This is a genomic window from Collimonas antrihumi (assembly GCF_018304965.1).
GTDB classification, from domain to species: Bacteria; Pseudomonadota; Gammaproteobacteria; order Burkholderiales; family Burkholderiaceae_D; genus Collimonas; species Collimonas antrihumi.
In genome coordinates this window covers 24,255-38,346 of sequence record NZ_JAGQED010000022.1, presented here as the reverse complement: position 1 = coordinate 38,346, position 14,092 = coordinate 24,255, and the positions used below count along the sequence as shown (strand labels likewise).

Here is a 14,092-nt window from a genome sequence, read left to right as displayed (position 1 = left end):
GAAATCCGGAGCCGATCGCACATGAACCATCGGATTAAAGACATCGAATTATTGCGCGGGATCGCCGTGCTTTTTGTGCTGTTCGAGCATACGCGATTCAATTTGATCGGACAGCCGGGCGAAATTTTCGCGTACGCCTATACCCATTTCGGATTTTGGACCGGGGTTGATTTGTTCTTTGCGATTTCCGGTTTTGTTATTGCCAGGGATCTGATTCCACGGCTTAACCGTACCGAAGATCGCCAGGGTTTCTTTTCCGTAGCAGTCAGGTTCTGGATCCGGCGCGCCTGGCGCTTGTGGCCTTCTGCCTGGCTTTGGCTGGCGCTGCTGTTGCTGGCAGCCGTGGCCTTCAGGAAGTCCGGCATATTTGGCTCACTGCAGGCGAATCTGGATGGCACCCTTGCAGGGCTTTTGAATTATGCAAATTTTCGCCTGATGTACAAGTTTGGATTTGAAGAACTCGGGCCGGCTTTTCCGTATTGGAGCCTCTCCCTGGAAGAACAGTTTTACTTGTTGCTGCCGATTATCGCCTTTGTCTGCCGCCGCTGGCTTTCCGGTGTATTGATTGTCTTGGTAGCATTGCAATTCTTTGCGCTTCGTAACCATTCACTCCTATTGATGCAGACGCGATCCGATGCGCTGTTGTTGGGCGTGCTGCTGGCAATCTGGAGCGCGCACGGCAGTTATCGCAGGCTGGAACCGATTTTTCTCCAAAAGCGAAACTGGGTGCGTTTTGCTCTCCTCGCGATCCTGGTCGCCGGGTTGGCAGTAATCGGCACGGAGCAGCCTGAGAATTTCCGTTATAGGGTCGGGGTCGTTGCATTGATTTCCGCAGCACTGGTTTGGATTGCCTCCTACGACGCGGATTATCTGATGCCGGACAATCCCCTGAAGCGTGTGCTGCTGTGGGTAGGAAGTCGTTCCTATGCGCTGTATCTGACGCATATACCTGCCTATCTCATGAGCCGTCAAATCTGGTACTGGATCACCCCCGCAGAGACCGTTTTTGATCAAACCTACAATCTCAGGTTGATACTTACAGCTGCGGTGCTGGTGATTGCATTCAGCGAACTTAATTATCGTTTTATTGAAGTCCCCTTACGCGCACGTGGTAAAAAAATTGTCGACAGGATGGGCGAGCGTCAGCTTCAGTTTCAGACATAGTTCACTTGCATCAGGTAACGTCCATCGATAACAGTGAAAGCAAAAACAGTATGCGAGACATGTTCAAAAGATTTTTCGGCAGCAGAAAAAGCGAGGCCGTTGTTCCCGAAGCGCCGGCCACGGTGGCAGTACCGCCAGCGGCGGCGATCGATTCGTTCCATGTAGGTTTGCGTGACGCCTTGGAAAGCGGTTGGTACCTGCACGAAAGCAGTGAACTGTATCGCGGCTTTGTCATCAGCGCTGAAGATGTGGTGCTCGATATCGGCTGCGGCGACGGTGGCAACTCGCTGTTTTGCGCGAACCACGGCGCGCATGTGATCGTGGCTGACATCGATGCGGCGAAGGTGGAGTCCACCATGCAGCGTCTGGTGGAAACCCCGGCGCGGCTGGTGCAGGGATTAGTGGGCGATGCCAATCCCTTGAAGCTGGAAGATGGCATAGCATCCAAAGTGGTTTGCATGGAAGTGCTGGAGCATGTCGACGACACAGCGCAGTTTCTGAGCGAACTGGCCAGGGTCGGCAAGTCTGGCGCGCATTACCTGCTATCGGTACCGGATCCGGTGCAAGAGACCTTGCAAAAAGGATTGGCTCCGCCTTGGTATTTCGAGAAGCCGAACCATATCCGGATTATTCAGCGCGACGAATTTGAAAAGATGGTGACAGATGCCGGCCTGGTGATCGAACGGCACGAGTACTTCGGTTTCTACTGGTCAGTCTGGTGGCTTTTTTTCTGGAATTGCAAGGTCGATCTGAGCAACGCAAGTCATCCTTTGCTGGATAACTGGGCAAAAACATGGGAAGCGTTGCTGGATACGCCGAATGGTGAGCAAGTCATGCGCGTATTGAACGATTTCATGCCGAAAAGCCAAATCATTATTGCACGCAAGCCGTAATGGAAAGCGCGGTATGTCTTTAACCGAACAACTGCAGGGAAGGATTGACTGCATATGAAACGATTATTCATAACCGGGCAATCGGGATTTGTCGGTCTTGCTTTTGAGCGCCTGCGCGCGCATGTGGTCGCTGAGCAGGGCTGGGAGCTGGTGCTGGCAGACGCCCCTTACGATTTGCTGGACCCGGATTCGCTTGAGCGGGTATTGCGGCAGGCGCGTCCGGATGCCGTGATCCATCTTGCCGGCCAAACCTTCATACCGGAAGCATTTCGTGATCCTGCGCACACCCTGGATGTCAATCTCAAGGGAACGCTTAACCTGCTGCAGGCATTGCAGCGGAGCGGCTTCAACGGGACTTTCCTATATGTCAGTTCCGGCGATGTCTACGGTCGGGTGAGTCCGGAGTTCTTGCCGATCAGCGAGCAGCAGCCGGCACGTCCGCAGAACCCCTATGCAATCAGCAAGGCCGCGGCGGAATTGTTGTGCTACCAGTGGAGCTGCAATGTGCCTTGGCGCATTCTGGTAGCACGCCCGTTTAACCACATCGGCCCGGGACAGCGAGAAGATTTTGTGATCTCCAGCGTCGCAAGGCAATTGGCGCGTATCAAGCTGGGACTGCAAGGCGCCAGCATACTGGTTGGCGACGTTGATGTCAGCCGTGATTTCCTTGATGTGGAAGATGTCATTTCAGCCTATCTGGCACTGTTGGAAAAAGGTCAGAATGGGGAAATCTACAATGTTTGCTCAGGCAAGGAGTATCTGATCCGCGACATGATTGCCAGCATGCTCTACCTGACCGAGATAGATGTCGCGATCGAGCAAGATCCAACGCGTTTGCGGCCGTCCGACCTGCGCCGGGTGAAGGGCTGCAATCAAAAAATCACGCTGGCGACAGCCTGGACACCGCGCATTCCGATGCAGCAGACCTTGCTGAGCGTTTTGGCGGATTGGGATGCAAGAGTGGCGGCGGAGAGCGCCACGCGGTGACTCGCGGGCCAGGCGCAATTGAAATGAGCAAAGCAAGAGTAAAGCAAGAATAGAAATAACGGAGATAGACGCGATGACAAAAACTGCATTGATTACCGGCATCACCGGACAAGACGGCGCCTACCTTGCCAAGTTGTTACTTGATAAGGACTACAAGGTTTACGGCTTGCTGGCGAGACGCAGCAGCGACACCTTGTGGCGCTTGCGGGAGCTGGGAATTGTGGAAAGACTGCAATTCATTGAAGGCGACCTGGCAGATGCAACCTCCGCAATCAGAGCGGTGTGCAAGTCGCGTCCTGATGAAATTTATAACCTGGGCGCGCAAAGTTTTGTCGGCACTTCCTGGAACCAGCCGGTGGTAACCGGCATGGTAGATGGCTTAGGCGTGACGCACATGCTGGAAGCGATTCGCCAGTTCAATCCTGAATCGCGTTTCTATCAAGCCTCCACCAGCGAGATGTTCGGCTTGATCCAGGCTGAACACCAGGATGAAAGCACGCCGTTCTATCCGCGCAGCCCTTATGGCGTCGCCAAGCTCTACGGCCATTGGATCACGGTCAATTACCGGGAAAGTTTTGGGTTGCATGCATCCAGCGGCATCCTGTTCAATCATGAATCGCCTCTGCGAGGTATAGAGTTCGTCACGCGCAAGGTAACTGACGCAGCGGCACGCATCAAACTCGGTAAGCAAAAGGAACTGCGGCTTGGCAACATCGACGCCAAGCGCGACTGGGGTTTTGCCGGCGACTATGTGGAAGCAATGTGGTTGATGCTGCAGCAAGAACAAGCCGATGACTATGTAATTGCCACCGGCGTCACCACTAGCGTGCGCGATATGTGCCGTATCGCTTTCTCTCATGTTGGCCTGAATTATGAAGACTACCTGGTAATTGATCCGCAGCTGTTCCGGCCGGCTGAAGTGGACGTCTTGCTTGGTAACCCGGCTAAAGCTCTGCGGAAACTGGATTGGAAGCCGAAAACCGGTCTCGAGCAATTGATACGGCAAATGGTTGACGCAGATTTGCGTCGCGTCGGCAAAGAATAAAGGGGAGATAAAAATGCGCACTCCAGAACCCGGTATCCCATTAACCGCAACCGCAGTGATTGTTCCCGTGGTGCTTTCAGGCGGCGCCGGCGCACGCCTGTGGCCGGTGTCGCGCGAAGGGCATCCCAAACCATTCATCAAACTCCCGGACGGCAAGAGTTTGCTGCAAAAAACCTATCAGCGAGTCGCCCAGCTCGGCATCCGCGGCGATATTCTGAGTGTCACCAATCGGGATTATTACTTCCAGAGCAAAGACGAATTCACGTCGGCCGACCTGGGTATCCATCACCGGCCGCATTTCATACTTGAACCGTCGGGTCGTAATACGGCACCCGCGATTGCTGTCGCCGCATTGTCGTTGCGCGCGCTGCATGGCGACAATACCATCATGGTAGTGATGCCTGCAGATCATCTGATCAAAGACGTCGAACGATTTTCCGAAGCTGTGCATCACGCGGTGGAAGTCGCTAAACAGGGTTATCTGGTGACCTTCGGGGTGCGGCCGCTGACGCCCGAAACCGGCTACGGTTATATCGAATGCGGTGCAGAAATCGATGCAGCCGGAGCCGCCAGGGTAAAGCGTTTCATTGAAAAGCCGGATGCGGAACGGGCTGCCGCCTTTGTCGAAAGCGGCAAACATTTATGGAATGCCGGCATATTCTGCTTCTCGGTGTCGACTTTTTTAACTGAACTGGAAAAGTACGCACCCGACATCCTGTCGCTGGCCAGTGCATGCATCGAAGCCAGTCCCGCCAGTCCTACGGCCGGTGTGTTGCTGCAGGAACTGGATGGGAACAGTTTCGTGGCGATGCAAGATATTTCAATCGACTATGCAGTGCTGGAGCGCTCCGACCTGGTGGCGGTGATACCGGCGAGTTTTGACTGGAACGATATCGGCTCCTGGGGCGCTTTACGACAGCTGGTGGAGCCGGACGAACAGGAAAATCGCGTGCTGGGCGAAGCTGTGCTGATCGACAGCCGGAACAATTACATATACTCCGAGCAGCGTCTGGTGGCGACAGTCGGCGTCAATAACCTGATCGTGGTGGACACGCCTGACGCGCTTTTGATCGCGCATCCGGATCATGTGCAGAATGTGAAGAAAATTGTGCATCAGCTCAAGAGTGCCGAGCACGATACGTATAAATTACATCGCACCGTGTTTCGGCCATGGGGTAGTTATACCTTGCTGGAGCAAGGACCGAATTTCAAGATCAAACGCATCGTCGTCAAGCAAGGCGCATCACTATCGCTGCAGATGCATCATCATCGCAGCGAGCATTGGGTGGTGGTGCATGGCATGGCCAAAGTGGTCAACGGCGAGAAGGAAATCTACGTCAACACCAACGAATCTACCTATATCCCTGCCGGAACCAGGCATCGCCTGGAAAATCCGGGCCTGCTGGAGCTGGTCATGATAGAAGTGCAGAGCGGCGCTTACCTGGGCGAAGACGATATCGTGCGCTTTGACGACAAATACGGCAGGTGCAAATAATGTTGAAAATACGGTCGCAGAGCAAGACTCAAACCATTTTGAGCTCGCTGTGGCACTACCGTGGCTTCATGCTCGGCAGCGTCAAGCGCGAGTTCCAGGCGCGCTACCGCAATTCGATGCTGGGAGCCGTATGGATGGTGCTAAACCCGCTGGCAATGATTGTGGTGTATACGGTGATTTTTTCGCAATTGATGCATGCGCGTTTGCCTAATGCCAGCAGCCAGTTTGCCTATGGAATTTATCTGTGCGCCGGCTTGCTGACCTGGGGTTTTTTTACCGAGACCGTATCGCGCATGCAGAACGTGTTTCTGGAAAACGGCAACATGATCAAGAAGCTGAATTTCCCACGCATTTGCCTGCCGATCATCACGGTAATGAATGCGGGGGTCAATTTCTCCATCATTTTCGGCTTGTTCCTGGGGTTCCTGCTCATATCCGGTAATTTTCCAGGCTGGGCTTTCCTTGGCGTGCTGCCATTGCTGTTGATACAAATACTGTTCTCTATCGGCCTGGGCATTGTTCTTGGCGTGCTGAACGTATTTTTCCGCGACATCGGCCAGCTGTTCGGCATCGTGCTGCAGTTCTGGTTTTGGTTTACGCCGATTGTATATACGGTCACCACCTTGCCCGCGGGAGTGCAAGGCTTGCTCAAATTTAATCCGATGACTGCTCTGATGGTTGCCTATCAGGGAATTTTCGTCAGCGGCGCGTGGCCGCACTGGAGCGATCTGTGGGTAGTGACCTTGTTGAGCGTTGCCCTGTGTATTTTCGGCTTACAGCTGTTTCGCCGGCATGCAGGTGAAATGGTGGATGAACTATGATGGGTAAGATCACGGTTAAAGGTTTAGGCAAAGCCTACAAGACATACAGCGGACGTTGGGCGCGCCTGGCTGAATGGGTACTGCCTTTTGCAGGGCCGCGGCATCAGTTGCACTGGGTTTTGCAGGATATCGATTTCGAACTGGCTGCTGGCGAGGCTGTCGGTATTGTCGGCGTCAATGGCGCTGGAAAAAGCACTCTTTTGAAAATGATCGCGGGGACTACCCAAGGCACCGCCGGCACCATCGATATTCAGGGACGGGTGGCGGCGCTGCTGGAACTCGGCATGGGTTTCCACCCGGATTTTACCGGCAGGCAGAACGCCATCATGGCTGGCCAGCTGCAGGGCTTGAGAGCGGAGGAAATCGAGGCGCTGATGCCGGCTATCGAGGCATTCGCCGAAATTGGCGAATACATGGATCAGCCGATACGAACTTACTCCAGCGGAATGCAGATGCGGCTGGCATTCAGTGTTGCAACGGCCAGCCGGCCGGACGTGCTGATTGTCGATGAAGCCTTGTCCGTCGGCGACGCGTATTTTCAACACAAGAGTTTTGAACGGATCAGGGAATTCCGCCGCGCCGGCACTACCTTGTTAATTGTGTCGCATGACCGTTATGCCATCCAGACCATTTGCGATCGCGCCATACTGCTTAACCGCGGGCGTTTGGAAATGCAAGGCAGTCCAGTGGAAGTGATGGATTTCTACAATGCCATGATGGCAGAGCGCGACCGCAGCACCGTCCGGCAAGAGCGCCAGCCCGATGGAAAGGTGAGAACCATTTCCGGAACCGGCGAAGCCAGTGTTTCCGAGGTCAGGCTGCTGGACGACGAGGGCAGGGAACTCGACGTGGTTGAAGTCGGCGCCTACGTTACGCTGGAAGTCCGGGTTGCGATCAACTCCGAAGTGCCGCGTCTGGTGATGGGCTACATGATCACGGACAAGCTGGGACTAGCTGTATTCGGCATCAATACCCACCGTCTCAACAAACCGCAGACCGATTTGCAGGTGGGAGAGGATCTGGTTTATCGCTGGCGCTTTGCCATGAATCTCGGCAAAGGTAATTATGCGATTTCGATTTCCCTGTCGAAACTGGATTCTCATCTTGATACCAACTACGAGTGGCGCGACTACAGCGTCGTTTTCCATGTCGTCAATACGCATCGGCCCGATTTTGTCGGTTGCGCATTCCTGGAGCCCGAAGTAGAGGTGGTGCGGTCGCTCGGAAGTACCCGCAAGGATGGTTTAGCGGCATGAGCAGATTCCTGATCGAATGTACTTACGTATTTCATCATCCCGAAATGAACTCGGGGATACAACGCGTCGTCCGCAATATCATCAATCATCTGCCGTTGGTGCAGGACGAAGCAGTATGCATACCCGTCATATTCAAGGATGGAAAGATACTTGAAGTCAAACAGCTGGCGCCGAAGCATACAGATGCGTGGCGTAGCCGGGTGCAGCAGAAACTGGAAAAAGTGGCCCGGAAGCTGGTGCAGGTACGCAGTCGTTACTGGCTGATTCACTCACGTCTGCTGCGATTCTGGCCATGGACTGCTTCTCACAATGTACGGCGGGTGACATACGTCTTGTGTCGCCTGGCTAGTCTGTCGTTCGTATTGCCTTTGCGTCTGACCGAATGGATTCTCGAGAAAACGGAAGAACAGCCGCGTGCGTTTGAAATGGAATGCCGCGCCGACGATGTCCTGGTATTGCTGGATTCATCATGGCATGCCGACTTTTTTCCTGTGGCGGAGCGGTTGCAGCAGGAAGGCGTGGCTATCGTCTCGGTTATCTACGATCTGATTCCGTTGACCCATCCCCAATTTTGCGATGGCCCGCTGGTGCATGTATTCGATCGCTGGTTCGACTGGATTGCCAATACCGCCGACGGCTTCATTGCGATATCGAGCACCATCCGTGACGAGGTGCGGGAAGAGGTATTGCGGCGTTTGGGCAAGGCGCGGGGCGATGCACGCTGGTTCGATTTCTTCCATCTTGGTTCCGAGCTAGATCAGATTGATCCAAACCGGTCGGTGCGTCCTGTGGTGGAGAAGTTGTTTACTTCCGGCCGCGCCGTCTATCTGATGGTCAGCACGATCGAACCGCGTAAGAATCACGCCTATCTGTTGGATGCCTTCGAGCGTTTGTGGGAGAGCGGCAGCGACGTCGTACTGTGTTTCATCGGACGCATAGGCTGGAAGAATGAGCTTCTGATCGAGCGTGTGAAAAAACATCCTGAACTGAAGCGGCGCCTGTTCATGTTCAACGATCTTGGTGACGTCGAGCTGGAGTATTGTTACAGTCATGCGAAAGCGCTGGTGTTCCCTTCATTTGTGGAGGGCTTCGGCCTGCCGCTGGTGGAAGCCATGCAGCGTGGTTTACCGGTGATGGCGAGCGATATACCGGTGTTTCATGAAATAGGTGACGAATTTATCAGTTATTTTGACTTGAATCAGCCGGAGTCCTTGTCTCGACAGATACAGCAATTCGAAGACAGCGGCATTTTTCCGGCCGCGCGAGATATGGCAGACTGGTCTTGCCTGAGTTGGGAAGATTCGACGCGCCAGCTTATAGAGCGGGTAGGGCGTCACAGAGTTGGACCCCGGATGCAAATTCAACAGCAGGTGCGGAGCGAATGTCATGAAACTGACCATTGCTCTGAATAGCAAAATCCTGCGCGCGCCGCGTACCGGTATCGGCAACTATGTTGCTGAGCTGACGCAGGCATTGCAGAAAATTCCTGACCTTGGGATACACTATTTCTCAGGTTCGCGCTGGGGAGATGTGCAGATTAGCGAGCCGATGCCGGGTTATTCGCGCTGGGCAGGCATTGCCAAGCGAGTGCCGGCCGCATACGTTTTGCGGCGGACGATTGAACAGCAATGGTTTAACCGCGGTGTGCGCAAGTTACGTCCGGATGTGTATCACGAACCCAGTTTATGGCCGTTCGATTTTTCCGGCCGGACGGTGATGACCGTCCATGATCTGACACATATTCATTATCCGCAAACCCAGCCCAAAGATCGGCTGCAGGAAATTGAACGCAGGCTACCGCCGGCTTTGGCGCGTGTCAGCCGGATCCTGGTTGACTCCGAATTTATCGGGCAAGAGATCAAGAAACATTTCGGCGTGGCAGAGCAAAAAGTGGTGGTGGCGCCGCTGGCTTGTTCCGCCATATTCCAGCCTGGAGTTGAAGAGCAGCTTGCAGCGCGTCTCGAAAAACTTGGCTTAGCCTATCGCGGGTTTATCCTGTCGGTCGGAACTCTGGAGCCGCGAAAGAACCTGTTGCTGACGCTGCGGGCGCACGCGCGTTTGCCATTATCTTTGCGGGAGCGATTCCCTTTGCTGGTGGTCGGCATGCCAGGGTGGCATACCGGTAAATTGAGTGCTGCGTTGTCGCAAGCGATCAGTTCCGGTCATGTGCGTTTGGCAGGTTACCTGGATCAGGCGGATCTGGCTTGCGTCACGGCGGCGGCCAGGATCATGGTGTTTCCTTCCTTGTATGAGGGTTTTGGCCTGCCCGTGCTGGAAGCGATGGCCAGCGGCACGCCGGTGATTGTGTCTACCTGCGCCAGCCTGTCTGAAGTGGCGGCCACGGCCGGGACTTATGTCGATCCGCAGGATGAGGTCGGACTGACGGAACAGATGCGCCGCCTGATAGAGGACGACGGCGCCTGGATGGCGCAGCGTATCGCGGGTTTGGAACGATCGGAGCAATTTTCATGGACAAAATGCGCCGCTATCACTGCTGAGGCGTATCGACAGGCGGCTAATGACTAACGACTAATAGTTATCAGCTGTTGAGTATGGTTAAGTAATGTTATCGGTTGTTGTGGGTGGTTCGTATAAATAAAAAAATAGCCTTTCACTTCATGTTGTATCGGAAGATGGGGCAGATGACGAGAGGAGTGTGCAATGCGGGTTCTTCATTTCTACAAGACTTATCAGTCGGAATCGTATGGCGGGATCGAGCAAACCATTTATCAGTTGTGTAAATGTTCACCAGCCAGCGGAATCGAGAGCGAAGTACTGACTCTCAGCGATAATCCCGAGCCGGCGGAATTGATGTACGAGGGGCATAAAGTGCATCGGGTCAAACTCGACTTGCAAATTGCGTCGACCGGATTTTCGTTTGCTGCGCTTAAGCGTTTCGCGCAACTCGCTGCCGAGGTCGATATCGTGCATTACCATTTTCCGTGGCCGTTCATGGATTTGGCCCATTTCGTCACGCGCATGAACAAGCCGAGCGTGGTTACCTATCACTCCGACATCGTGCGTTATAAAACACTGTTGCAGTTGTATCGGCCGTTGATGCATCGCTTCCTCGACAGCGTCGACGCGATCGTTGCCACTTCCCCTAATTATCTGCAAACCAGCTCGGTGCTGGCCGGATACAGAGAAAAGACCCAGGTAATTCCGATTGGTCTCGACAAGGATAATTATTCGCAGCCGTCAGCGACGTTGATGGACGAGTGGAGAAAGCGGATCGGTCCGCGTTTCTTCTTGTTTGTGGGCGTTATCCGCTATTACAAAGGTTTGCATATCCTGCTGGATGCGGCGCGTGGAACCGATTATCCGATTGTGATTGTCGGCGCCGGGCCGATTGAGCAAGAGTTGAAACAGCGCGCCGATGAGCAAGGACTACGCAATGTAATCTTCCTGGGCATGGTGAGCGATGAAGACAAAGCTGCATTGCTGCAGTTGTCTTACGCCATCGTGTTTCCGTCGCATTTGCGTTCGGAAGCATTTGGCATCTCCTTGCTGGAAGGGGCGATGTACGGCAAGCCGATGATTTCCAGCGAGATCGGCACCGGCACCAGCTACATCAACAACCACGGTGAAACCGGACTGGTGGTTCCACCCAGCGATCCGGAGGCCTTCCGGCGGGCGATGCAGCAGTTGTGGGATAACCCCGAGCAAGTGCAGGCGATGGGGGTACGGGCGCAAGCACGCTATCAGAAATTGTTCACAGCCAGGTTGATGGGGGAAAGCTATGCCACGCTTTATCGTGATGTGCTGGCACTGCACGGGTACACGGAAAAGCAGGTGAGCCTGGGGACCTGACCAGCCGGACAGGTTGCGACTGTGGCGGATTGTGATAGGATCGTTTAAATAATAATCTATTAAATTTTAATATTAAATAGATTGTAACTATTAAAAACAATCAACTACATTCTTTAGCCTAATCCAGCCTAATCTGTAAGTATGTTATTTCGTATGTCGCTCAATCGCCTGTTTTGGCTGATTTCGATCCTGCTGATGCTGCTTTTTCTGACCTTGATCGGCAGAATCGTGAGCAGTGAATGGTCTGTATACGAACGCAGTACAAAGAGCATGCCTGCCATCAGGAATTTGCAGCTGGCATTGCTGGTGGAAGAAAAGCTGGCAGCCGAGCGCGGACCTGTCAATTCGCGGTTGACCCAAGAATCGGACGACGCCGCAGAGGCGTTTGCAGGACTGGAGCAGGCGCGTTCCGCAAGCGATCAATCTCTGGCCACCTTGCGTCATGCTCTGCAAGTACAAGCCGACCCACAACTGGCGCCAGTGATCGAGCACGTGGAATCGACACAGCAAGCGCTGGCGGCGGCACGCAAAGAAGCCGATCTGTTACTAACCCGCCCGAAACCGCAGCGCGACATGGCCGCCGTCGGTACCGCACTGGAAATGATGACCCACGCGGTCGGCGTTTTTGCCCCCGCAATTTCCACTTTGTCCGGTATTGCGGTCAAGTCGGATGCGCAGCTTAGCGACGGTTTGCAGGGCGCTCAGCTAACCTCCAGTTTGCGCAATATTGCGGGCCAGATAGGATCAGTCTTTGTCGCCCCGATAGTCGCTCAGCGGCCCTTGACCACTCAGGAAATCAACACGTTTTCCAAATTGTCCGGACAGATTGAACAGTTGTATTCGGTGATTGAGCTGCAATTGCATACGTACCAAGACAATCCGACCGTGGAAGTTGCCTTGAATACGGTGCGCGATCAATACCTTGGCGCTGGCCTGGGTTTCCTGGATGAGTTGTTCGTCATCGGGCGCAGTACGGGAAACTACGGCTTGAGTGCCCATGATGTGACCGCACGCTATGTGCCGAAAATGGCGGCGATCCCGCATCTGCGCGATCTGGTCCTGGCTGAGATGCTCAAACAAGCCGAAGATAAAAACAGGCACGCTGCCTATGTTCTATTGGCGGCAACCTGCCTGGGTGTTATCGCGCTGGGCATTTTCATGCTGCTCATGCGGGTGATACGGCAGCGCGTCCTGCGCCCGATTCTTGACGCTACCGATCTGTTCACGTCACTAGCCGAGGAGCGTCTGAACACCGCAATTCCGATACCGCGCCATGACGATGAGATCGGCGCCATGATGCGCGCGATACATGTATTGAAGGCGCACAGCGTGGCTAAAGTCAGCCTCGAAAAACAACGCGAGGAGCTGATTACCCAATTGCAGACCTTGTCCGACACCGATTTTCTGACAGGACTGATGAATCGCCGTGCATTTTTTTCGCAAGGCGAGCAGCAATTCGGGATCGCTCAGCGTTATCGGCGGCAGTTGGTGCTGATCCTGATGGATGTCGATCATTTCAAGGCAGTCAATGACCAGTACGGGCATCCGGGGGGCGATCAGGTGCTGCGGGGCGTGGCGGACCTGTGTCGGCGATATCGCCGCAAGGTCGATCTGCTGGCACGCTACGGCGGCGAGGAGTTCATCGCGCTGTTACCGGAAATCGATTTGTCTCAGGGGCTTGCCGTAGCAGAGAAATTGCGCAGCGCTATAGATGCCTGCCATTTGCAGCTGGACGATGGCCAGATCGTCAATGTCACCGCCAGTTTTGGCGTGGCGGCTTTTGATTCCGAGGCTGTTGATTGCGACAAGAGTCTTGAAAGCCTGATCGAACGCGCCGATCAGGCCTTGTATCAAGCCAAGCATGGTGGCCGCAACATGGTCGTGGCATCCCCGCAGCGCAAATTTGACGAATCGTTTTCGTCGTCTGATGCACCGATTTGAGATTGCAACCCTACGGGGAGCCCGACCGCAAGAAAGGAATTTCCATCAAGAAATTTTCCGACATGATTTGCTAGAATAGCGGGCTAATCTTCGGAGACATGGATGCACAAATTCCTTTTTCTTTTTACGCTGCTTTTCAGCCTTTTTTTGGCGCCATTCAGCCATGCGGCAACGTCACAGCAGCAACTTAATACGCTCTTTGACAGCGACTGGCAGTGGAACATGGGCGTTGTATGCTGAAAGCCTGGGCGGTGAAATGGGTTTCTATACCGATCCCTATTCGAAGTTCGGGCATCTCAACGATGAGTTGTTCCGGGCCGCCCGTCTTGTGGTCGATACCGGGATGCATGCGCTGGGCTGGACGCGGCAACAGGCGATCGACTACATGAACGTGAACACCGCCAATCCGCCGCACGACAACCAGGTTGAAGTCGATCGCTACATCGTCGATCCTGGCCAAGCCCTGGGTTACAAGATCGGCCAGCTGAAAATCAAGGCCTTGCGCGAAAGAGCGCAGCAGGAGTTGGGTAGCAAGTTTGACCTGCGGCGCTTTAACAACGCCGTCATCGACAATGGCGCCTTGCCGCTGGAGATGCTGGAAACGCAGATAAACAGCTGGATCGCCCAGCAGGCCGCAGCTGCCTAGGTGTTAGTACCTTGGTCGGCCTTGTGTTGGTTCA

The 14,092-nt window shown here is 54.2% G+C and carries 12 protein-coding genes; all 12 read left to right on the top strand.

Features of this window, described 5'->3' with window-relative positions; all coding sequences use genetic code 11:
- Positions 1 to 21: 21 nt before the first annotated feature.
- The 12 genes from KHU29_RS16770 to KHU29_RS16715 all read left to right on the top strand — a co-directional run bounded on the left by KHU29_RS16770 (position 22) and on the right by KHU29_RS16715 (position 14,058).
- Positions 22 to 1,164, top strand: a complete 1,143-nt coding sequence (locus tag KHU29_RS16770; RefSeq protein WP_211453980.1) for an acyltransferase family protein — start codon at positions 22 to 24, stop codon at positions 1,162 to 1,164.
- 59 nt (positions 1,165 to 1,223) lie between these two features.
- A complete protein-coding gene (locus tag KHU29_RS16765) occupies positions 1,224 to 2,057 on the top strand; it encodes a class I SAM-dependent methyltransferase (protein ID WP_246542163.1) in 834 nt (277 codons plus the stop codon).
- A 54-nt stretch (positions 2,058 to 2,111) separates the two neighbouring features.
- Positions 2,112 to 3,044 carry a GDP-mannose 4,6-dehydratase gene (locus KHU29_RS16760; RefSeq protein ID WP_211453976.1) on the top strand — a complete coding sequence of 311 codons (933 nt, stop codon included), beginning with the start codon at positions 2,112 to 2,114 and terminating at the stop codon, positions 3,042 to 3,044.
- A 73-nt stretch (positions 3,045 to 3,117) separates the two neighbouring features.
- Entirely contained in the window at positions 3,118 to 4,089 is a 972-nt protein-coding gene (locus KHU29_RS16755) for a GDP-mannose 4,6-dehydratase (protein WP_211453974.1), read from the top strand.
- 13 nt (positions 4,090 to 4,102) lie between these two features.
- Positions 4,103 to 5,584 carry a mannose-1-phosphate guanylyltransferase/mannose-6-phosphate isomerase gene (locus KHU29_RS16750; protein WP_211453973.1) on the top strand — a complete coding sequence of 494 codons (1,482 nt, stop codon included), beginning with the start codon at positions 4,103 to 4,105 and terminating at the stop codon, positions 5,582 to 5,584.
- The gene (locus KHU29_RS16745) at positions 5,584 to 6,405 is read left to right on the top strand and encodes an ABC transporter permease (protein WP_211453971.1); all 822 of its coding nucleotides are present in this window, start codon (positions 5,584 to 5,586) and stop codon (positions 6,403 to 6,405) included. The genes KHU29_RS16750 and KHU29_RS16745 overlap by 1 nt, the downstream gene beginning before the upstream one ends.
- Complete coding sequence (locus tag KHU29_RS16740) at positions 6,405 to 7,661, top strand: ABC transporter ATP-binding protein (protein WP_211454046.1); 1,257 nt, start codon at positions 6,405 to 6,407, stop codon at positions 7,659 to 7,661. Before KHU29_RS16745 ends, KHU29_RS16740 begins: the two co-directional genes overlap by 1 nt.
- The gene (locus tag KHU29_RS16735; RefSeq protein WP_211453969.1) at positions 7,658 to 9,073 is read left to right on the top strand and encodes a glycosyltransferase family 4 protein; all 1,416 of its coding nucleotides are present in this window, start codon (positions 7,658 to 7,660) and stop codon (positions 9,071 to 9,073) included. Before KHU29_RS16740 ends, KHU29_RS16735 begins: the two co-directional genes overlap by 4 nt.
- Positions 9,048 to 10,187, top strand: coding sequence for a glycosyltransferase family 4 protein (locus tag KHU29_RS16730; protein WP_211453967.1), 1,140 nt, complete (start codon positions 9,048 to 9,050; stop codon positions 10,185 to 10,187). Before KHU29_RS16735 ends, KHU29_RS16730 begins: the two co-directional genes overlap by 26 nt.
- Before the next feature lie 135 nt (positions 10,188 to 10,322).
- Complete coding sequence (locus tag KHU29_RS16725; protein ID WP_211453965.1) at positions 10,323 to 11,471, top strand: glycosyltransferase family 4 protein; 1,149 nt, start codon at positions 10,323 to 10,325, stop codon at positions 11,469 to 11,471.
- Positions 11,472 to 11,624: 153 nt separating this feature from the next.
- Complete coding sequence (locus KHU29_RS16720) at positions 11,625 to 13,412, top strand: GGDEF domain-containing protein (RefSeq protein ID WP_211453963.1); 1,788 nt, start codon at positions 11,625 to 11,627, stop codon at positions 13,410 to 13,412.
- A gap of 163 nt (positions 13,413 to 13,575) precedes the next feature.
- On the top strand, positions 13,576 to 14,058 hold the full coding sequence (locus tag KHU29_RS16715) for a DUF885 domain-containing protein (protein WP_211453961.1): 483 nt from the start codon (positions 13,576 to 13,578) through the stop codon (positions 14,056 to 14,058).
- Positions 14,059 to 14,092: the final 34 nt, after the last annotated feature.